Genomic DNA, 19,607 nt, shown 5'->3' with positions numbered 1-19,607 from the left:
ATATCCATGTTAATTGCTACCTGATTTGGTATTTAAGAGATCTGACCTCTTTTTAGTCCGAGCGCTTAATGTGCTTCGTCCCAGTTGTCTCCAATTCCAGCTTCGACCAATAATGGCACGTCGATTTTGCTGCTGTTTTGCATGACGTCTGTGATTTTAGCCTGAGCTTCTTCTAGGTCTTTTTCCGCTACTTCAAAGATCAATTCATCGTGCACCTGCAGGATCATTTTCACGTCTAGGTCGGTGTCGGCGAGCCAGTTGTGCATTTTGATCATGGCGCGTTTGATAATGTCGGCGGCGGAGCCTTGCATCGGCGCATTGATCGCGGTGCGTTCGGCGGCTTGGCGCATCATGGCGTTTTTTGCTTTGATGTCTGGAAGGTATAATCGGCGGCCGTAGATGGTTTCCACAAAGCCTTTTTCTTTCGCGCCTTCGCGGGTGTTTTCCATGTACTGCTGCACGCCTGGGTAGCGCTCGAAATAACGCTGAATGTATTTCGCGGCTTCTGGGCGGCTAATACCCAGTTGCTTCGCTAAACCAAACGCTGACATGCCGTAGATCAAACCAAAGTTGATGGCTTTGGCGCGGCGGCGTTGTTCTGTGGTCACCTCATCTAACGATACCTCGAAGACTTCCGCGGCGGTGGCTTTATGCACATCGGCGTCTTTGGTGAAGGCATCAAGCAAGCCTTTATCTTGGGACAGATGCGCCATGATGCGCAGCTCGACTTGCGAGTAATCGGCCGCAACCAGCTTGTAGCCAGTGGGTGCAACGAAGGCTTGACGAATCCGACGACCTTCAGCCGAGCGGATCGGGATGTTTTGTAAGTTCGGATCGGTAGACGACAAACGCCCTGTAGCGGTGATCGCTTGATGGTACGAGGTATGAATACGGCCGGTTTTCTGGATCATTTCTGGCAGTTTATCGGTGTAAGTAGACTTCAACTTAGACAGAGTACGGTGTTCCATGATCAAGCGTGGTAATTCATGATTTTCAGCCAATTCTTGCAAAATGGGCTCCGCCGTTGATGGCTGACCCTTTGGCGTTTTCTTAATCACTGGCAAACCTTGTTTTTCGAACAAGATGACTTGCAGTTGTTTGGGTGAACTCAAGTTGAAGCTTTCACCGGCTTGTTCGTGGGCTTTGATTTCCAGCTCTTGTAATTTACCGGCGATCTCTGCGCTTTGGGCGTGCAACAATTCTGGATCGATTAAAGCGCCGGTTTGTTCCATTTTCGCCAATACCGGCACAAGAGGGCACTCGATGTCATTGAAAACACTGACGAGGCCAGGTGTTTTCTCGACTTGTGGCCAAATAGCTTGGTGTAGGCGCAGGGTGATGTCGGCGTCTTCGGCGGCATAAAACGCCGCTTGCTCTAGGTCGATTTCGTTAAAGGTTTTTTGCTTTTTGCCTTTACCCGCAAGTTCTTCAAAGCTGACACAAGTATGATCGAGGAATTTTTTCGCTAGGGTGTCCATGTCGTGGCGGGAGCTGACGGAGTTGTACACGTAGGATTCCAACATGGTGTCGTAGGCGATGCCGCGCAAGGTGATATCGTAATTATTCAGTACATTCGCATCGTATTTTAAATGCTGACCCACTTTGGCTTGGTTCTCGTCTTCGAGCCAAGGTTTGAGTTGTTCTAATACCCAATCACGGTCTAGCTGCTCGGGTGCGCCTTCGTAATCATGGGCGAACGGCACATACGCCGCGACACCAGCCTCTACCGAGAAAGACACGCCGACCAGTTCGGCGGCCATGTAGTTCAGGCTGGTGGTTTCAGTATCAAAAGCGGTGAGTTCGGCATTTTGAATTTTTTCTAGCCAGGCCGCGAAGGTCTCTTTGTCGAAGACGGTGGTGTAATTCACCTCGATATTCGATGCAACGGGCGCGGCCGCTTGGCCATCGTTGTTCGCAACGGTGTCGCTGGCGTCTTCAACACTGGGTACTTTATCTAGATCGCTCAACCAAGTTTTGAATTCCATCTTGGCGAACCATTCTTTCAGCATATCTTTGTCGGCGTCGCCGTTTTTTAACTCAAGGGCATTAAAGGGCAGTTCAACATCGCATTTAATGGTTGCTAAGGTGTAAGACAGCTCAGCCATGTCCTTGTTGTCGGCCATTTTCTTCGCCAAGGTTTTCGATCCACGAAAGCCCAGTGCGGCAATGTCGTCGAGGCGGGTGTAAATGGTTTCAATGCTGCCCAAGCCTTGTAACAAGGCTAACGCGGTTTTCTCGCCGACACCCGGTACGCCAGGGATGTTATCGACTTTGTCGCCCATTAAAGCCAAATAATCGATGATGAGTTCAGGCGGAATACCAAACTTGTCTTTCACGCCTTGAATGTCCATCACCGTGTTGTTCATAGTGTTGACGAGGGTGACTTTGTCGGTGACCAGTTGCGCCATGTCTTTGTCGCCCGTTGAAACGACGACCTCGCGGCCAGTTTCGCCCACTTGTTTGGCGATGGTGCCGATCACGTCGTCGGCTTCTACGCCGTCAATAATGACCAGCGGCAAGCCCATGGCTTCAACCATGCGGTGAATCGGCTCGATTTGTGGGCGCAAGTCGTCAGGCATAGGCGGGCGTTGTGCTTTATATTCGCTGTAAATGTCGTCGCGAAAGGTTTTGCCCTTGGCATCAAAAATGATCACCATGGGAGAGTCTGGGTAGGTTTTTATCAGGCTGCGGATCATGCTGATCACACCACGGGTCGCGTTCGTTGGGTGTCCCGTGCTGGTGCTCATCGGGGGAATCGCATGGAACGCTCGGTATAAGTAAGACGAACCGTCTACCAAGATCATGGGAGTTTGAGTTGTAGAATCCGTAGCCAAAATAGAACCTCTTTATGAATCGGCGATTATTGGCGTCTATTCTAAGCATTATCGAGGCGTTTTTCAGTCCTAATTCGGTAATGATTTCCCGCATTATGACTTGGTAGGGGTAAAATTAAGACGGTTCGAATTGACCTTTTGCTGCTTATTGTGGAGCATAGGCGCTTCATTATTCGCGTTATTTTTTGATCATAAATTAGGTAGCACAACTTGGCAGTTTACACATCCCTTTCAGACTCTGACATGCGGGCCTTAGTGGCTGATTATTATTTAGGTGAACTGGTCTCGTTCCAAGGTATTTCTGGTGGCGTTGAAAACACCAATTACTTTTTAACCACGACAACCGGAAAGTACGTGGTGACTTTATTTGAAGAATTTGAGTTGGAAGAAGTGCCGTACTTTTTGGATGTGGTGGCACATTTAAAACACAAGGGCTTTAACGTGCCTGCGGCTCTGATTGATATTCATGGCGAGCGTCTGCGCGAAGTAAAGGGTCGCCCGGCGATCATTGTGGACTGTTTCCCAGGTGGCGAGTTAAAGGGCACGGATGAAACGTCTTGCCGTCTAATGGGGGAAGCCTTGGCGAAGTTGCATATTGCCGGTGAAGATTTCCCTGAGCATCGCGACAGTCACCGTGGTGTGGCTTGGTGGCACAAAACCAGTCAAGCGATTAAAGCTGAATTGGAACCGGCGCAAGCTGAATTGTTGCAGTCGCAAATTGCGGCGTTTGATGACTTTATTGCTCAGCATGGTGATTTGCCTAAAACGACCATTCATGGGGACTTGTTCTATAACAACACCCTGTTTGAAGGCAATACGTTATCCGCCATTATTGATTTCTATAATGCCTGTTACTCTTGGGCCATGTACGATTTGGCGATTGTCGTGAATGACTGGTGCTCTGACATGAGTACCGGTGAATTGGATCAAAACAAGTATCGTGCGTTATTAAAAGCCTATTTGCATGAACGCGATGTCACACCAGAAGAGGCTGAAGCCTGGCCGTATATGTTGCGTATTGCGGCACTGCGTTTTTGGTTGTCACGTTTAGAAGCTTGGCATGGTGCGAAGCATGACCCTGAACGCTTGGCACAACAACACGATCCATTGGAGTTTCAGCGCATTTTAGAAGCCCGTGTGCGTTTTGCACCGGCACTTACCGTGTTTTCATAAATAGGCGTAATATGATGCGAGCTTGGTTGTGGTCTGTATTGCTTGTGTGCCTGCCGGTAACGGCAACAGCGCACCCCCATGTTTGGGTGGATTCTCAATATCGCGTCGTGGTGAACCAAGCCACTTTACAACGCCTAGAAGCCACTTGGAGTTTAGACCTTTTTACATCGGCCAGTTTAATTGCTGAATTTGATGTGGATGGTGACGGTGAGTTTATAGGGCAAGAAAAGATCGACATGATTGAAGTGATGAAGAGCTTTGATCAATACGGTTACTTTATTAAATTGCAGCAAGACAACATGGCTGTGTTGCCCAGCAAGGTCAGCGTATTAGATGTGCGCATTCGAGATCAGATGTTATGGATTCGTTTAGGTATAGAGTTACCAACCGGTGTGAATCTTGCAACGTCTACATTGAGTCTGGCGTTTGGTGACGATGAATTGTATTTCGCCATGGAGCCTTTAGAAGAAGGTTTGGTGCGTTTGTCGGGTGTGCTCTCGGAGACTTGCACGCCAATAGAACGTGAAGCAACGGAAACATCGGTCGCCATGTGGGTAGATTTAAGCTGTCGATCTTAGGTTCAGCGGTGTACGCCTTTTTACAATAACGATTTTGGATAAGCAGTTAGGGATGAGAAGTCAATGTTGATGTTAGAGCATTTCCAATGGTTGCCTTTTTTGGCCGCGATTACCGTTTTGACCATGAGTCCTGGCGTTGACACAATTCTTGTGATGCGCAATGCGGCAGCGGGAGGCTGGCGCTTAGGTTTTCTGACCAGTTTAGGCATTTGTATGGGATTGTTTGCCCACGCAACGGTGTCAGCATTGGGCTTGTCAGTGATTTTACTTGGTTCTGCTGGGCTGTTTACTGCGTTTAAGCTCGCAGGGGCGGCGTATTTGGTGTATTTGGGTGTGCAGGCGATTCGCAGTGCCATGAACCCCGTGGGCATGACGTTTAAAGACGCCAGCACAACAAGAGGGCTCACCTCGTGGGGAGGCTTTCGTCAGGGTATTTTGTCGAACGTATTAAACCCTAAGCCGATTATTTTCTATATGGCGTTTTTGCCGCAGTTTATCGACCCAAGCCATTCGGCGTTGGGACAATCTCTGTTTATGGCCACGCTTCACTTTATCATAGCGATGGCGTGGCAAACCTTTCTGGCGTTGATGGTTCATAAAGCGCGAGTATGGCTGGCACGACCAAAAGTCGCGCTGGTTATGGACAGCTTAACCGGCGTATTGCTGGTGGGCTTTGGTGTGAAACTCGCATTGAGTCAACGCTGATCGCGTGATGATGTGCTTTTCTGGTCATTTTTCTCATGAGTTTATTGATTTCTACCTGGATTAAGTTCTTTTTTCTATTTGCGCCGTTTTTTGTGTTGTCGATGTTTTTGGCGTTGACCCGTGGTGAGTCGTCCGCCTCCCGCCGACAGGTTGCGAATAAAGCGATTATTGCATCGATTGCCATCTCCATTGTGCTGTTGTTTTTTGGCGGCAGCCTGTTTGCTGTTTTAGGTATTACATTGGATTCTTTTAAGATAGGGTCCGGTATACTTTTGTTCCTATCGGCTTTGAGTTTGGTGCGTGATGGCACTCGTAATCATGCCGTCGGTATGCCCAGCGAAGAACGGGATGATGTGTCGGTGGTGCCGCTTGCTGTCCCGACCATCATTGGTCCTGCGACGATCGGGACGATTTTGGTGTATGGCGCAGAGCTACAAGGTTGGGATTTACTGATTGGCTTAACGGGTCTTCTGTTGGCGCTGGGGACACTGGCGCTTATTTTGTACTCGGGCTCTTTAATTGAAAAAATGCTGGGTCGGACAGGGCTCAATGTGTTGTCGAAAATTACCGGTCTGATTCTTGCTGCCATGGCATCACAAATCTTCATGAGTGGCGTAATAGGCTTTTTGCAGCCTGTTACGGGAATTCTGTAGCTCAGGCATTTTTGGGCTGTGCCTTCTCCTTGGTTATTCATTGTTATATCATAACAAAATTATATATCCCGTTTGGTGTTCCTGATTATGCTCAAGTGCGTCTCGTTTTTACTGTTTACCTGTGTGTGCATCAGTGCGCCTCTTCATGCGGCGGACGGTATCGCCTCCTATCAGGACTTTATTCAATGGGTATTGGCACAGCAAGCTACCTTTCATCGTGAATTGGTGACCTTGGTGCGTTCTATTAGTCGAGAAGGCAGTCCTGCCTTGTTATGGGGGCTAATTTCTACCAGCTTTTTCTATGGTGTTTTTCATGCGGCAGGGCCTGGGCACGGTAAGGCGGTGATTTCCGCGTATATGCTGGCCAGCAAAGCGCCGTTGCGCCGTGGTATTGGTTTGGCGTTTTTGTGTGCAGGCGTGCAAGCCGTGATGGCGGTGCTGATTATTTTGGTGCTGAGTCAGGTGTTTTCGCTGGCGGGCAAAGCGATGAAAATCAGTCAGTTCTTCGAAGCGGCTAGCTTTGCCGCGGTCGGACTTATTGGTTTATGGATGTTAATGCGTTTATTACGCGGCAAATCCAGCTGTGGACATGATCATACAGATCATCTAGGCCATACAGACTCGTGTTGTAATCATGCTCATCATGATGATGCGCAGGCTGACGAAGCTCATACAGCGCGTCGTGGTATTTGGGCGATGGTCGCTGCGGTGGGCATTCGTCCTTGTACAGGCGCTGTGCTTGTATTGTTGTTTTCATTGAGTGCAAACATTTTTATTTGGGGGCTCGTCGCGACGTTCGCTATGGCATTGGGTACTGCAATTACCGTCGCTACTTTGGCTGCGGTGAGTGTGTTTGTTCGTGATACAGGGTTTGCCTTGAGTGATGAGCATCAGGTATGGCGTCAGCGGGTGACCCGTTCTTTTGGTTTTGTGGCCGCGTTGGCGTTAATTGTCATCAGTGTGTCGATGATTTGGAGTTACATTAGTAACGCAGGTAGGGCTTTTTAATGACTCATAACGATTCAGATACACATCATAATCATAATCAGTGCATTAAAACGGCACTGGCAACGGCAGAGTCCTTATGTGCTGCGCAAGGGCAAAGGCTGACAAAAGTGCGTCGACGTGCTTTGGAGTTGATTTGGGAAAGTCATCGACCTTTAGGAGCGTATCAATTATTGGCGAAGTTGGCAGAAGAGGGCTTTAACTCAGCACCGCCTACGGTATACCGTGCGTTGGACTTTTTGCTAACCGCTGGGCTGATTCATAAAGTGGAATCAATGAATGCGTATCTTGGTTGTGCTCATGCTGACAAAGTGCATAAAGGGTATTTTTTGATCTGTGATCAATGCCATAACGTGATGGAATTTGATTACCAAGACATTCATTCAGCACTGCGAGAAAAAGCGGCATTACAGGGTTTTGAACTGCGTTCTGAGACGATTGAGTTAACGGGGCTGTGTGCGCGTTGTCGATCGGAGTCAACCACTGGAGCGCAAATATGAGCAAGCAACTGGTGGCGTTCGACAAAATTGGCATCACGTTCAATGATCGTGTTTTGCTAAATAACATCGATATGGCGATTAACGAAGGAGAGATTGTCACCCTTATTGGTCCAAATGGCAGTGGTAAGAGCACGCTTATTCGTACCTTGCTGGGATTGCAGGAGGCGACGTCTGGGCAATTGTTTCGACATAAAACATTGCGTATCGGTTACATGCCGCAAAAGCTCCATATTGATCCAACATTGCCTCTGACGGTGAAGCACTTTCTTGCATTGGTACGAGGTGTCGACAAAGCGCAAATTCTTCCCACGTTGGAAAAAGTCGGCATTGCTCATTTGTTGAATTCTCAAGTGCATGTGTTGTCTGGCGGGGAAACGCAACGCGTGCTATTAGCTCGGGCGTTGCTGAATAAGCCCAATTTACTGGTATTGGATGAGCCGGTGCAAGGTGTGGATGTCAATGGACAGGTAGAGTTGTACAACCTAATTGAGAGTATTCGTAACGAACTAGGCTGCGGCGTCTTGATGGTGTCTCACGATCTGCATTTGGTGATGGCGAAAACCGATACCGTGGTGTGCATTAATCAACATGTGTGTTGTTCTGGCAGCCCACAGCATGTGACCAAGCATCCGGAGTATCAAGCCTTATTTGGTGTGCCAGGCGCGGATGAGTCGATCGCCATTTATGCCCATCAACACGACCATGTTCATGATGAGCACGGTGATGTGTTGTCTGCCAACGATAAGGCAAGCAACAACACTGCGCCATCGTCTCACGCAAACTGTCATCACGCCTAGGTGGGCGGTTTTTTTAAACCGTTTTTCACGTAATAACACAATAAGACCCTTGTTTCGTTTGGAGTTGGTAAAACCATGTTAGATCTTTTGTTCAGAGCCTTGATCGGTGGGTTAGGCGTTGCGGCTGTTGCTGGACCGTTGGGGGCGTTTGTGGTGTGGCGACGTATGGCGTATTTCGGCGATACATTAGCGCATTCCGCGTTACTGGGCGTTGCCTTAGGTTTTTTATTCGACATTAACCTGAATTTGGCCATTATTGTTTTGTGCGTGGGCTTGGCGCTGGTGTTGGTGACCTTACAGAAAAAACACATTATTGCGACAGACACACTGCTGGGAATTTTAGCCCATTCGTCCTTGTCCTTAGGTCTGGTGGCGGTGAGTTTTCTTGACAACATTCGCATCGATTTGATGGCCTATTTGTTTGGTGATTTGCTGGCGATCAGTCAAACCGATGTGTATTGGATTTATGGGGGTGGTTTAGCGGTCATTGCCCTATTAATTGCCTTTTGGAAACCACTGCTGGCAATGACAGTGAATGAAGAATTGGCCAAGGTAGAAGGCTATCCCGTTGAGGCGATTCGTTTATTATTAATGTTGCTGGTGGCCTTGGTAATTGCCGTGGCGATGAAAATCGTCGGCGTTTTGTTGATTACCTCCCTGATGATTATTCCTGCCGCCACGGCGCGCAAGCTCTCAAATACACCGGTGCAAATGGCATCCATTGCCAGCATGCTTGGGTGTTTGTCAGTGTGTGGCGGCTTATGGGCGTCTTACCAGTGGGATACGCCAACAGGGCCCAGTGTGGTGGTATGTGCGGCGTTTTTATTCCTTTTCGCGTACACCTTGCCTTTTAAACGATTAAGTTAGTTTTCGTAACAAAAGTAGATATCTCTTCGTCTAATGTGTTTAGATCAAGTCATAGCAGACGCCATGATTTGTTCTTGGCTTAATCATAGATAAGAGGTGTATTAATGCTGGGTTTTTCTAGTATTCGGGGTCGTTTAAGAGCCAGCTATTTGGTGTTGATCGCCTTGTTGGTCTTGGTGGTGATTTTATCGGTAAGTCGTTTTCAACTGATGTCGGGCAACATCCGTAGCATTGTCGATGAAAATGCCGCGTTAGTGGAGTTAACCGGTGAGCTCAATGTGGACGCTGAAAGTCTAGCAAGTCGCTTATTGTTGCTGTTTGTCTTAGAAGAACGTGATGCTCGTGTTGCCATTTACAAAGAAATAGATGCCCGTAATAAAAGCCTAGACGACAATCTGGAAACCATGTCCAGTTTGGTTCAGTCCGAACAGGAAGCCAGCATCATTGAAGGCTTAAAAGCCCAGCGCAAAGTCTATCAAGCGGCATTACAGGCGACGGTTGAAGCGCTGGAATTTGGCGAAATCGACAACGCCAAGCAATTAATGGCAGGTTCCACTCGGGACGAACTGCAAACCTTTCTTACACAAACCAAAGCGTTGGGTGAATACGAGCGCAGCATGATGCAAGCGAGCCAGCAAGAGGTCTTATCGGAGTCTGATTGGGCCATTGGGTTGATCGTCAGCGTGGGTGTGTTGGCTATCTTGATTGGTATGGCGATGTCGATGTTGATCACTCGCAGTATTGTGCAGCCATTAGACTATGTGATGACCTTGTTGGATAAATTTGCCCACGGTGATTTATCGCAAACCATCACGACTGAGCAAACCGGTGAAATTGGTCGTTTACTCGACAGTGTAAAACGCATGCAAAGCAGTTTAGCGGGCGTGATAGACAAAATCGATAAAAGTGCCAAGACCGTGGTGGGTGCGTCGCATGAGATTCGCGCCAGCGTCGCCGATGTGAACCAAGGTTCGAACACTCAAGCCGTGATGGCGAGCGACATTCAGGGTTCGGTGAGTGAGCTGTCTAATGCCGCGCGAGTGATGGCGGAGCATGTGAGTATTTCGCGTAATTTGGCGGAGGCGGCCCACGATTTGGCGAAGCACGGTAAGCAAGTGATTACCTCAGCGGCGACGGACATTACCGAGGTAGCGGCTTACATTGAGGAAACCTCCCATGCGGTGGCAGAATTAAACGAAAGTGCCAGCACAGTGACAGAGTTTGTCAACAGCATTCGCAATGTGGCAGAGCAAACCAACTTGTTGGCGCTGAACGCATCGATCGAAGCGGCTCGTGCTGGTGAAAGTGGTCGTGGTTTTGCCGTCGTCGCCGATGAGGTGCGTAATCTGGCGACCAATACCGCCGACGTTACAGCGTCTATCGATAAAGTCATTACCACGATTAGCAGTTTGTCATTGCAAATTGCCAATGAAATGGCCAAAGGCCAAGAGAAGATGCGTCAGGGTGTGGTACAGATTGAAGATGTGGTAACGCCGTTGAGTCAGTTAGAGCTGGATTCGGCCAAGTCCTTGAGCAGTCTGGACGACTTGTCTGGTTTGGCGCAGCAACAAGCCAGTGAAGCGAATGATATTACCGAGCATGTGACTCGTATTGTGGAAGTGACAGTGAGCAATGAGCAAACGTCTAAGCGTTTGAGCAAACTGACCGATGCCTTGTCGGGAGCAGCGGATCAAACGCAAGAAGCGACCTCTACCTTTGTGTTACCGTCGGCTTCTCACACCTCTTAGTTTCTGTTTCCCACTTTGTCACGACACCGTAACGCTTCGTTATGGTGTCGTGTTCTGCGTTTCTTTTTCTTACTCTTTGTCCATCTCTCAATCACTCTGCTTTGATTGTTTTACTCAACAGCAGATGGTCTAAGGAAAACAGGCCTGCGCCGCGGTACATCAACAAGAGCGCAATGGCCAACCACGTTCCGTGGGTTGGGTAGGCGTCTGGATAGACTAAAAACTGAATTACCAAGGTCATGCTCGCCAAACCAAACGCCGCAAAGCGCGTGAAAAACCCCGTCAGAATCAAAATAGGCAAGAGGTGTTCGGCAACCGTCGCTAATAGAGCAGCAAGGCCGGCCGAAATGACAGAGAGATTGTATTCGTATTCAAATAAAAACAAGGTAGATTCTTTAAGTTGTGGCCAGCCTAGTTTAGCCTCCATGCCAATCAGATCAAGAGAGAACCCTTCTATTTTTGTTTGGCCAGACTTCCAAAACACCGCCGCGATGGAAAAACGTGCGATGAACAGAATCAAGGATTCCGGTATTTTTTTAAAAATGCTATCTGACAGTCGCAGCATGGAAGTAATCATGTGATTTCCCCTTATTAGTGGTGTTATGGTGGGCATGTTTAGGTCTAATGACGCTTAGTTAATGTGTGTTAACAACCGCCATTCAATGAGTTTGGCTAGGCTAGCGCCGAGATCAAAGTGTTCATCGTCGGGAATGGCATCGCCCAAAGCCCGGCCTTCCAAAAGGCGTTTTATAAAGACCACCTTAGCCGGGCTGATCACGCGCAATTCGGCATATAAGCCAGATTTTGCCAGTAACATAGACTCGTGTGTGTTGAGTGTTAGCGTCGCGATGGTGCTGTGTTGTTGATTCTTATGGGCAAGATATAAGCTACCAATGGCAAAATTCGACACGACCACTTGTGTACTCGGGAGCAATGACAATTGTAAGGTGCCTGGATTTGCTACTTGGGCAAACGCCATAGAAATCTGCTCGTGATCAAGCGTTGGGTATTCTGCCGTGTGAGTGAGCGTCAATAATTGCTGTTCCAATGCGGCCATGTCGGCCAGAAAAGGTACGCTGTCTGCCGGAGTAAAGCTACGGATAAAGTCAGCAAACCCTTGACCGTAGTCGCTGATTACCGGTGACGTGGGAAGGTTACTTTGTACAAATTCACGAGCCATGGCGCGGAAAAATTCATCGCCGACCAGTTGTTGGGTGACGGGGAAAATATCCGCTAAGGCGTCGATCAAAGAGACAAACACATTATTGCGATACACATTGAAGCGTACATGCTTTTCTTCATCCGTTTGACCTTTGATCTGCGGATACACCTGGTCATCTTGATGCAGCAAGCTAGCCGCAAATTCTTCATGCATGGTGTTGTCCTCGCCTGATGCGGCTGCGTACCTGGTTAGCTTGCTGTACCTCGGCTAATAACTGTTCAAAAGGCGGCAGGTTGCCATCTCTTTCAATGAGCGTTGGGCGATCGCCCATGTGAGCGAGAGCGTGTTCATATAATGCCCACACTTGATCGCACACGGCTTGATCGTGGCTGTCTATTTTGAGTGGCACACTTGGGTTCGGATCGAGTGTGTGGCCCGCTAAATGGATTTGTCCTACGGCCTCGGTCGGGAAGGTGTCTAGGTAATCGTATGGATCGGCCTGACGGTTAAAGCAAGACACCTCGACATTGTTGATGTCGAGCAATAAACCGCAGCCACTGCGTTTTACCATGGCGGCAATGAAATCAATTTCGCTAAGGTCACTGTGGTTAAATTCAAAATACGTGGCAGGATTTTCAATCAGTACTTGGCGTTGAAGCGCATTTTGTAGTTGATCAATGTGATCGCACACTCGCTGCAAGGTGCTCTCGTCGTAGGCGACGGGCAACAAGTCGTTGAAAAAGCCCTGATCGTGGGTGGACCAAGCAAGGTGTTCGGAAAACACCGCAGGCTGAAGGTCGTTGACCAGTTGCACCACGCGCGCCAAGTGTGTTTTGTCTAACAGTCTTTCGCCACCGATGGATAAACCAACGCCATGGGCGGTGATTTCATACTGTTCGCGAATTTTATATAAATAATGTCGAGCAGGGCCGCCTTGACTCAGGTAGTTTTCGGCGTGAATCTCGAAGAAACCCAGCGCAGGAAGTGTGTTTAAAATCTCGTGGTAATAGGCCGGTTTTAAACTCACACCGGAGGAGGATAGAAAGCCAGAAGACGCCGTAGCGTCTTGGCTTGGTTGCGCGAAAGAAGGCATGTGTGTTGCCGTCTTAGAAAGCGTTTAGTTGGCCGTGGCCAGTTGAAGAGGTTTCAGAAACGGTGTCTGTACAAGTGCCTGCTGGTACAAGTTTCCAAGCATTGGATTGGTAATCGGTTTTTGATGTGCCCGCACAAGATGTTCCTGGACCTGCGGCACAATCATTTTGCCCTGCTAAGGCAACGCCGTAACATTTTTCTTTACTGGCCGCCTCTGCTGGTGTTGTTACTGCAACAGCAGAAAGGGCGATAGCCGTACCTAGAGCAAGAGAAAGCGTTGCTTTTGTGTTTTTCATTGTCAGAGCCTCATGTTTTAATAAAGGGAAAGTCGATTCATAATTGTGTTACAAGTTCTTTGACGTTACGGCCAAGGAGTTTATTACACAATAAACTCAACTTTTTTTGTCATGCTGATCGTTGGACCGAATATAGGCCTTGGATAGATCCCTTAAACTGCCCATTTGTTTACCAAATAAACGACAAGGGGGACACATTGTCGTGTGCAATGTCAGCGCCATTTTTTCTTTGGCACTCAAGGGGCGGTCTAACTTTTCCGAGAGCATTTGGGCTGCTTGCTTACAGTTCATCATAATTTATGATTTCTCCTTTCCGAACCAGTCGTCTTCTAAACACTCCCGCAAACGCAAGCGGGCGCGATATAGAGTGACATTGAGGCTGGTGACCGATACGCCTTCGTTATGACAGATCTCGGGCGTTTCCATTTCGAGAAACTCCCGCATCATAAAAAGTCGACCGTATTTGGCCGGCAGAGCCTCTAGACAGGCATCGAATATTCGCCAAAAGTGTTCGTTTTCTACACCGTGATCTGGCTGATCCCATTTTTTGGGACGTTCGTCCTTTTGCCAGTGACCATTTTCTTCGAATAAGTGCTCGATGAGAGCATCACCATTAAGGTCTACCCCATCTTCTAACTGGCTGGCGACCACATGACGCTTTTCCTTGCGCAGTAAGTCGATGACCTTATTCTTTAATATAGAAAACACCCAAGTTTTGAAAGCCGACTGTCGGGCAAAGCGATCAATGTGCTGATACGCCGACAGCATGGCTTCTTGCACCGCATCTTCCGCTAATTGACTGTCCCGCACCTGTAATCTTGCAAACTTCAGCATTTGCATACGTAATTCTTCGATAAAAGTCCCATCTCGAAAGAGGTGGCTGACTGCTGAAGAATCCATTTCAACAGAGAGGGTCTCATTTGTCATTGAAGCCTCAAAGCGTTAGCGGTTATATGACGACCTTGCATGACGATTTCTTACAAGGTCTCTGCATTATTTTTTAATGATTTTATTTAAGCCCATCGGATTCAGCGAGGTATTCATCTTTTAATTTAACGTAGTTCAGTCCTGCGTATTGAAAATATTCAATCTCTTTTTTGTCTAGAGGACGTATCTGTTTAACAGGGGATCCTAGGTACATATAGCCAGACTCAAGACGTTTGCCTGGTGGGACTAAAGAGCCCGCGCCGATGATGACTTCGTCTTCGATCACGGCGCCATCAAGAATCGTGGTGCCCATGCCGACCAAGACACGGTTACCGATGGTACAACCGTGCAACATCGCCATGTGGCCAACGGTGACGTCGTCGCCAATGTTAAGTGGGTGTCCTTCAGGTTTGTAGGTGCTGGCGTGAGTGATGTGTAAACAGGAATTGTCTTGGATGCTGGTGCGTGCTCCTATGGTGATGCGGTGCATGTCGCCACGAATGGCAACCAAGGGCCAAACGGAGCTGTCTTCGCCTATGGTGACATCGCCAATAAGAACCGCGCTGTCGTCTACCCATACACGATCGCCTAATTGTGGTGTTTTACCACGGAATATTTTCATCACCATAAACCCTCTCTTTTTAGACTGTTTTTTTTATATAAAGGAAGAAACTATTGCGATAATAGTCACAGACGCATTGAAAAACGCCAAAGACCACCTATCTTACTAAACAAAGTAAAACTATTTTTGCGTCTTATTTTGTCTTGTTAAGGCGACAGAGTAAGAAGGCAAGTGCCGAATTCAACGCCTTAACGTTAGATCAAAGGATACCATGATATGCCAGAGTCTGTATGGGACGCGACCAGTTTACCGAACTTCTCCGATGTTGATGTTGCAAACATTGAAGCGGATTTAACGGCTCTTTTAAAGCGTAACCAAGAAGCCATTGATGCTTGCGTGTCAGAAAACACTCAGCCAACCTGGGACAATTTGGTGCTGCCATTAGACCAACTGCATGACGACTTGAACAACTTTTGGTCGCCGATCGGGCATTTAAATTCTGTTAAAAACACCCCTGAGCTGCGTGCAGCATACAATGCTTGCTTGCCAAAATTGACTCAGTTTTATACAGATTTAGGTCAAAACAAAGCCTTATATCAGGCGTACAAAGCCTTAGCCGAAAGTGATGCGGCGAAAGCGTTGAGTGTGGCGCAAAGTGAAGCGTTAACACAGACAATCCGCGACTTTGAATTGTCCGGTGTGGGTTTGGAGGGCGAAGCCAAGACTCGCTACGGTGAAATCAGCCAACGCTTGTCTGAATTGGGCAGCCAGTTTGGTGAGAATGTATTAGATGCCACACAGGCATGGAGCAAGTTAATTACCGACGAAAGCGAGTTGTCTGGCTTGCCAGAGTCTGCTCTTGCTCAAGCGCAACAAATGGCCCAAGCCAAAGATCAAGAAGGTTGGTTGTTTACACTGGATTTACCTTCCTATATTCCAGTGATGAGTTACGCCGACAATGCTGCATTGCGCGAAGAAATGTACCGCGCTTACGCCACCCGAGCCTCGGATCAGGGCGGTGATATCAAGTTCGATAATGCTCCCTTGATCGATGAAATCTTATCGTTGCGTCATGAAATGGCACAGATCTTAGGGTTCGACAACTACGCAGAATTGTCCGTAGCGACCAAAATGGCGGAAAACGGCCAGCAAGTGATCGACTTTTTAGAGACATTGGGCAAACAGTCTAAGGCGTCTGCAGAAGACGATTTGGCTCAGCTTAAAGCCTTCGCCAAAGAAGAAAATGGCGTCGATACGCTTAACTCGTGGGATATGACTTATTACGCAGAAAAACTGCGTCAGTACAAATACAGCATTTCTCAAGAAGAATTGCGCCCGTACTTCCCGATGAACAAGGTGTTGTCTGGTTTGTTTTATGTGGCACAAACGCTATTTGGTGTGGACATTCGCGAAGAAAAAGACTTCGATACTTACAATAAAGACGTGCAGCTCTTTACTATCAGTAAGGATGGTGAAGATGTATCGCGTTTTTACCTTGATCCGTACGCTCGTGAAGCGAAACGTGGTGGCGCATGGATGGATGCATGTCGTACTCGCCGCCGCTTGAGCGATGACCGTCTACAACTGCCGATTGCGTATTTAGTGTGTAATTTTACGTCACCGATTGGTGACAAGCCTGCATTACTGACTCACGACGAAGTCACCACCTTGTTCCATGAGTTTGGCCATGGTCTACATCACATGCTGACACAGGTCGATGTATCGTCTGTATCCGGTATTAATGGTGTTGCGTGGGACGCGGTGGAGTTGCCAAGTCAGTTTATGGAAAACTGGTGTTATGAGCCTGATGCTTTGGCGCACATTGCCGGTCATTACGAAACGGGCGAGCCTTTACCACAGGATTTACTCGATAAAATGCTGGCGGCGAAGAACTTCCAGTCAGGTATGCAAATGATGCGACAGCTGGAGTTTTCTCTGTTCGACTTCCGTCTTCATATGGAATACGAAGCTGGTCTATCTGTACAGGCAATGATCGATGATGTGCGGTCAAAAGTGGCGGTCACCACACCGCCAGCGTTTAACCGCTTTCAAACGAGCTTTTCACATATCTTTGCGGGTGGTTATGCAGCGGGCTATTACAGCTATAAATGGGCAGAAGTTTTGTCGGCCGATGCGTTTTCAAAATTTGAAGAAGACGGTATTTTCAATACCGAAACAGGCGCGCACTTCCGTGATACTATATTAGCAAATGGTGGTTCACGTTCTGCGGCAGAACTGTTTGCAGAGTTTCGTGGTCGTGAGCCAAGCACTGAGGCTTTACTAAGACACAGTGGTATTGCCGCGTAAGTAACGAAGAGGTAACAAGGTTATGACAGAAAAACGCTTTATTGCAGGAGCCGTTTGTCCCCGTTGCAGTGAAATGGATAAAATTCGCGCGTGGCGTGATGACAATGAAGAAAATCAGTACCGTGAGTGTATTGCCTGTGGCTATACCGATGTTCAGTCAACGGTTGTGCAAGCTCAGCCAACAGAAATACCGACTCGGGTAAACACACCTCACAGTAGCGCACCGGATACGGAAGAGGTGGTTATCAACTTTATCCCGAATCCAGGTATGACGAAACACTGATCTATACGAACAATAGACTTGGTACAGTATGGAAGAATGGTGTTCATTAAAACGGATTCTCTGAAGAGAGAGTCCGTTTTTTTGTATCTGCAATTAGTCATTATCGGCGTACCCACTGCCAATAGCGCTGAAAGGCATGTCTAGGTTGAGTTCGGGTACCTGTAGGCCAATCCAAGTTGGGAAGGTGTTGCTGTTAGGGCCAGGAAATACCGTGTATTCGTTTGCCCAGGGGTAGCGTTTTACCGCATCACGAATTTGTGGGATCAGTGTTTCGGCTCTTGGGCCAATTACAGACAGTACTTTTTCTGGTTTTGCACCAAACCAATAGCGATCGGGGGTTGTGGTTGTGTATTCAGACAGTGCGGGTAAACCGCGTTTTACTCGCCATCCGGTGACTTCATAAACGGTATACTTTGTTGCATTGGCCTCTTTGACCGCTACCCAAGTATGTACGGCAAACCAGCCTCGCCAGCTAAAGGCATCCGCCGCGTAAAATTCAATGACCGCTGATTTTTCCTCATCAGGAGAGGGGGCAATGCCAGCAGGCTCTCTGCTTGCTGTACGCCAGTCGTTATTAGAAGAGCAGGCACTGAGCGAGAGTGCGATCAATAGAACCCCTAGGTACTTAACCATATGCGTTTCCCTTTTTGTATTAATGCGAGTCGTTGTCACATTGAACTTTTTATATTGAACAGTCGAAAATAAATAATATGAGTGGAACTGATAGGAAGTACAAGTGAGTTATTGCGTATTAAGTGAGGAAACGGCCCCTCTAAGGAGGCCGTTTTTAAGCAGGTTAAGTCAATAAGGGCGAGTGTGTGCTAATCGTCCATTTGTGCTTGGTCGACAATATGGCTGTCGCCAATGTCTTTTGGCAAGATGAGGTTTAAGGCGATCGCAACGATGCCGCATAAACTGATACCTTGCAGGCTAAATTCACCAATCCCAAATGCCATACCGCCAATACCAAAGACCAGTGTGACACCGACAATAACTAGATTACGTGACTTATGTAAATCGACTTGATGTTTAATTAGGGTGTTGAGGCCAACGGCTGCAATGGAGCCAAACAGTAAGATCATGATGCCGCCCATGACGGGTAAAGGAATGGTTTGCAACGCAGCACCAAGCTTACCGACCCAGGCTAAAACAATAGCGGCAATGGCCGCCCACGTCATAATAACCGGATTGAACGCTTTCGTTAGCATTACTGCGCCCGTCACTTCGCTGTAAGTGGTGTTTGGTGGCGCGCCAACCATTGCGGCAGCCATGGTCGCCACGCCGTCACCAGTGATGGTGCGATGCAGGCCAGGTTTTTTGAGATAGTTTTTCCCGGTTACGTTGGAGATAGAAAGTATGTCGCCAACATGTTCAACAGCGGGAGCAATGGCCACAGGCAACATAAAGAGAATGGCGTTAATATTAAATTCTGGTGCAGTGAAGTTGGGTACCGCAAACCAAGCCGCATTTTGAATGGGTTCAAAGCTGACTAAACCAAGAAACAAGCTCAAAACATAACCAACAAAAATTCCACCAAAGACAGGCAGCAGTTTCAACATGCCTTTAGCGAACACACTGATTAATACCGTCGTTAATAGGGACGCCAGCGCGACCCAAATGGCTTTGTCGCCATCCACTAACTGCACAGAACCGTCACCACTTTTGCCTAATGCCATATTAACGGCAACCGGAGCAAGCCCCAAGCCGATCACCATAATAATAGGACCAATCACCACAGGCGGTAATAGCTTGTGAATAAAGTCAGCGCCCTTGATACGAATAATGCCGCCCAACAGTACATACACTAAGCCAGCCACCATGAGCCCCCCCATAGTTGCCGGAATGCCCCAGGTTTGAACGCCATACATAATGGGAGCAATAAAAGCGAACGAGGAGGCAAGGAAAATAGGCACAGTGCGACGTGTGGTGAGTTGAAACAGTAAGGTACCAATACCGGCACCAAACAAAGCAACATTCGGGTCAAGCCCGGTGAGTAGAGGAACAAGCACAAGCGCGCCAAATGCAACAAACAGCATTTGCACGCCTAATACGGCATTTTTCATGGTGGAGATCCTTTTGAATTGGGGTGGTAGATTTACGTTACTAAGATTTTATAGG

The 19,607-nt window shown here is 48.0% G+C and carries 21 protein-coding genes; 11 read left to right on the top strand and 10 right to left on the bottom strand.

All coding sequences use genetic code 11. The features are described from left to right. Nucleotides 1-65 precede the first annotated feature (65 nt). Complete coding sequence (gene polA, locus LG368_RS09515) at nucleotides 66-2,804, bottom strand: DNA polymerase I (RefSeq protein ID WP_226754503.1); 2,739 nt, start codon at nucleotides 2,802-2,804, stop codon at nucleotides 66-68. 240 nt (nucleotides 2,805-3,044) lie between these two features. Between polA and LG368_RS09510 the strand changes: the two genes are divergently transcribed. From LG368_RS09510 to LG368_RS09470, 9 genes are all read left to right on the top strand, one after another. Then, a complete protein-coding gene (locus LG368_RS09510; protein ID WP_226754488.1) occupies nucleotides 3,045-4,007 on the top strand; it encodes a homoserine kinase in 963 nt (320 codons plus the stop codon). An 11-nt stretch (nucleotides 4,008-4,018) separates the two neighbouring features. After that, on the top strand, nucleotides 4,019-4,585 hold the full coding sequence (locus LG368_RS09505; RefSeq protein ID WP_226754487.1) for a DUF1007 family protein: 567 nt from the start codon (nucleotides 4,019-4,021) through the stop codon (nucleotides 4,583-4,585). 69 nt (nucleotides 4,586-4,654) lie between these two features. Then, entirely contained in the window at nucleotides 4,655-5,290 is a 636-nt protein-coding gene (locus tag LG368_RS09500) for a LysE family translocator (RefSeq protein WP_226754502.1), read from the top strand. A gap of 35 nt (nucleotides 5,291-5,325) precedes the next feature. Beyond that, nucleotides 5,326-5,943, top strand: a complete 618-nt coding sequence (locus LG368_RS09495) for a MarC family protein (protein ID WP_226754486.1) — start codon at nucleotides 5,326-5,328, stop codon at nucleotides 5,941-5,943. Nucleotides 5,944-6,030: 87 nt separating this feature from the next. Further along, nucleotides 6,031-6,951 (top strand): nickel/cobalt transporter, encoded by a 921-nt coding sequence (locus LG368_RS09490; protein ID WP_226754485.1) that lies wholly within the window; start codon nucleotides 6,031-6,033, stop codon nucleotides 6,949-6,951. Next, complete coding sequence (locus tag LG368_RS09485; protein WP_226754484.1) at nucleotides 6,951-7,448, top strand: Fur family transcriptional regulator; 498 nt, start codon at nucleotides 6,951-6,953, stop codon at nucleotides 7,446-7,448. The genes LG368_RS09490 and LG368_RS09485 overlap by 1 nt, the downstream gene beginning before the upstream one ends. Beyond that, nucleotides 7,445-8,245 (top strand): zinc ABC transporter ATP-binding protein ZnuC, encoded by an 801-nt coding sequence (gene znuC, locus LG368_RS09480; protein ID WP_226754483.1) that lies wholly within the window; start codon nucleotides 7,445-7,447, stop codon nucleotides 8,243-8,245. Before LG368_RS09485 ends, znuC begins: the two co-directional genes overlap by 4 nt. 75 nt (nucleotides 8,246-8,320) lie before the next feature. After that, complete coding sequence (gene znuB / locus LG368_RS09475) at nucleotides 8,321-9,112, top strand: zinc ABC transporter permease subunit ZnuB (protein WP_226754482.1); 792 nt, start codon at nucleotides 8,321-8,323, stop codon at nucleotides 9,110-9,112. A gap of 104 nt (nucleotides 9,113-9,216) precedes the next feature. After that, on the top strand, nucleotides 9,217-10,860 hold the full coding sequence (locus LG368_RS09470; RefSeq protein WP_226754481.1) for a methyl-accepting chemotaxis protein: 1,644 nt from the start codon (nucleotides 9,217-9,219) through the stop codon (nucleotides 10,858-10,860). A gap of 91 nt (nucleotides 10,861-10,951) precedes the next feature. Here LG368_RS09470 and LG368_RS09465 read toward each other — a convergent pair whose 3' ends face one another. The 7 genes from LG368_RS09465 to LG368_RS09435 form a co-directional block, all read right to left on the bottom strand. Further along, nucleotides 10,952-11,437, bottom strand: coding sequence for a DoxX family protein (locus LG368_RS09465; RefSeq protein WP_226754480.1), 486 nt, complete (start codon nucleotides 11,435-11,437; stop codon nucleotides 10,952-10,954). 54 nt (nucleotides 11,438-11,491) lie between these two features. Next, nucleotides 11,492-12,235 (bottom strand): HvfC/BufC N-terminal domain-containing protein, encoded by a 744-nt coding sequence (locus tag LG368_RS09460; RefSeq protein WP_226754479.1) that lies wholly within the window; start codon nucleotides 12,233-12,235, stop codon nucleotides 11,492-11,494. After that, the gene (gene bufB, locus LG368_RS09455) at nucleotides 12,228-13,115 is read right to left on the bottom strand and encodes an MNIO family bufferin maturase (RefSeq protein ID WP_226754478.1); all 888 of its coding nucleotides are present in this window, start codon (nucleotides 13,113-13,115) and stop codon (nucleotides 12,228-12,230) included. The genes LG368_RS09460 and bufB overlap by 8 nt, the downstream gene beginning before the upstream one ends. A gap of 13 nt (nucleotides 13,116-13,128) precedes the next feature. Beyond that, a complete protein-coding gene (locus tag LG368_RS09450; RefSeq protein WP_226754477.1) occupies nucleotides 13,129-13,410 on the bottom strand; it encodes a BufA1 family periplasmic bufferin-type metallophore in 282 nt (93 codons plus the stop codon). Between the two features lie 96 nt (nucleotides 13,411-13,506). Further along, a complete protein-coding gene (locus LG368_RS09445; protein ID WP_226754501.1) occupies nucleotides 13,507-13,701 on the bottom strand; it encodes a zf-HC2 domain-containing protein in 195 nt (64 codons plus the stop codon). 6 nt (nucleotides 13,702-13,707) lie between these two features. Continuing rightward, on the bottom strand, nucleotides 13,708-14,337 hold the full coding sequence (locus tag LG368_RS09440; protein WP_226754476.1) for an RNA polymerase factor sigma-70: 630 nt from the start codon (nucleotides 14,335-14,337) through the stop codon (nucleotides 13,708-13,710). Nucleotides 14,338-14,419: 82 nt separating this feature from the next. Continuing rightward, entirely contained in the window at nucleotides 14,420-14,965 is a 546-nt protein-coding gene (locus tag LG368_RS09435) for a gamma carbonic anhydrase family protein (protein ID WP_226754475.1), read from the bottom strand. A gap of 210 nt (nucleotides 14,966-15,175) precedes the next feature. Between LG368_RS09435 and prlC the strand changes: the two genes are divergently transcribed. Both prlC and LG368_RS09425 read left to right on the top strand, forming a co-directional pair. Next, nucleotides 15,176-17,206, top strand: coding sequence for an oligopeptidase A (prlC, locus tag LG368_RS09430; RefSeq protein WP_226754474.1), 2,031 nt, complete (start codon nucleotides 15,176-15,178; stop codon nucleotides 17,204-17,206). A 22-nt stretch (nucleotides 17,207-17,228) separates the two neighbouring features. After that, nucleotides 17,229-17,489, top strand: a complete 261-nt coding sequence (locus LG368_RS09425) for a YheV family putative zinc ribbon protein (protein ID WP_226754473.1) — start codon at nucleotides 17,229-17,231, stop codon at nucleotides 17,487-17,489. Between the two features lie 93 nt (nucleotides 17,490-17,582). Here LG368_RS09425 and LG368_RS09420 read toward each other — a convergent pair whose 3' ends face one another. Together LG368_RS09420 and LG368_RS09415 are read right to left on the bottom strand one after the other, a co-directional pair. Then, nucleotides 17,583-18,122 (bottom strand): DUF3750 domain-containing protein, encoded by a 540-nt coding sequence (locus LG368_RS09420; protein ID WP_226754472.1) that lies wholly within the window; start codon nucleotides 18,120-18,122, stop codon nucleotides 17,583-17,585. Between the two features lie 188 nt (nucleotides 18,123-18,310). Further along, a complete protein-coding gene (locus tag LG368_RS09415; protein ID WP_226754471.1) occupies nucleotides 18,311-19,552 on the bottom strand; it encodes a uracil-xanthine permease family protein in 1,242 nt (413 codons plus the stop codon). Nucleotides 19,553-19,607 lie beyond the last annotated feature (55 nt).

It is taken from the genome of Marinomonas algarum, from assembly GCF_020532605.1.
Taxonomy (GTDB): domain Bacteria; phylum Pseudomonadota; class Gammaproteobacteria; order Pseudomonadales; family Marinomonadaceae; genus Marinomonas; species Marinomonas algarum.
This window is presented reverse-complemented; position numbering and strand designations above follow the sequence as displayed.

Coding starts and splice junctions, on each gene's coding strand:
- LG368_RS09450 (WP_226754477.1), bottom strand. CDS start 13,410: ATGAAAAACACAAAAGCAACGCTTTCTCTTGCTCTAGGTACGGCTATC.
- LG368_RS09425 (WP_226754473.1), top strand. CDS start 17,229: ATGACAGAAAAACGCTTTATTGCAGGAGCCGTTTGTCCCCGTTGCAGT.
- LG368_RS09440 (WP_226754476.1), bottom strand. CDS start 14,337: ATGACAAATGAGACCCTCTCTGTTGAAATGGATTCTTCAGCAGTCAGC.
- LG368_RS09460 (WP_226754479.1), bottom strand. CDS start 12,235: ATGCATGAAGAATTTGCGGCTAGCTTGCTGCATCAAGATGACCAGGTG.
- LG368_RS09495 (WP_226754486.1), top strand. CDS start 5,326: ATGAGTTTATTGATTTCTACCTGGATTAAGTTCTTTTTTCTATTTGCG.
- bufB (WP_226754478.1), bottom strand. CDS start 13,115: ATGCCTTCTTTCGCGCAACCAAGCCAAGACGCTACGGCGTCTTCTGGC.
- LG368_RS09485 (WP_226754484.1), top strand. CDS start 6,951: ATGACTCATAACGATTCAGATACACATCATAATCATAATCAGTGCATT.
- prlC (WP_226754474.1), top strand. CDS start 15,176: ATGCCAGAGTCTGTATGGGACGCGACCAGTTTACCGAACTTCTCCGAT.
- LG368_RS09465 (WP_226754480.1), bottom strand. CDS start 11,437: ATGATTACTTCCATGCTGCGACTGTCAGATAGCATTTTTAAAAAAATA.
- LG368_RS09500 (WP_226754502.1), top strand. CDS start 4,655: ATGTTAGAGCATTTCCAATGGTTGCCTTTTTTGGCCGCGATTACCGTT.
- LG368_RS09505 (WP_226754487.1), top strand. CDS start 4,019: ATGATGCGAGCTTGGTTGTGGTCTGTATTGCTTGTGTGCCTGCCGGTA.
- LG368_RS09445 (WP_226754501.1), bottom strand. CDS start 13,701: ATGAACTGTAAGCAAGCAGCCCAAATGCTCTCGGAAAAGTTAGACCGC.
- LG368_RS09490 (WP_226754485.1), top strand. CDS start 6,031: ATGCTCAAGTGCGTCTCGTTTTTACTGTTTACCTGTGTGTGCATCAGT.
- polA (WP_226754503.1), bottom strand. CDS start 2,804: ATGATCTTGGTAGACGGTTCGTCTTACTTATACCGAGCGTTCCATGCG.
- LG368_RS09415 (WP_226754471.1), bottom strand. CDS start 19,552: ATGAAAAATGCCGTATTAGGCGTGCAAATGCTGTTTGTTGCATTTGGC.
- LG368_RS09435 (WP_226754475.1), bottom strand. CDS start 14,965: ATGGTGATGAAAATATTCCGTGGTAAAACACCACAATTAGGCGATCGT.
- znuC (WP_226754483.1), top strand. CDS start 7,445: ATGAGCAAGCAACTGGTGGCGTTCGACAAAATTGGCATCACGTTCAAT.
- LG368_RS09470 (WP_226754481.1), top strand. CDS start 9,217: ATGCTGGGTTTTTCTAGTATTCGGGGTCGTTTAAGAGCCAGCTATTTG.
- znuB (WP_226754482.1), top strand. CDS start 8,321: ATGTTAGATCTTTTGTTCAGAGCCTTGATCGGTGGGTTAGGCGTTGCG.
- LG368_RS09420 (WP_226754472.1), bottom strand. CDS start 18,122: ATGGTTAAGTACCTAGGGGTTCTATTGATCGCACTCTCGCTCAGTGCC.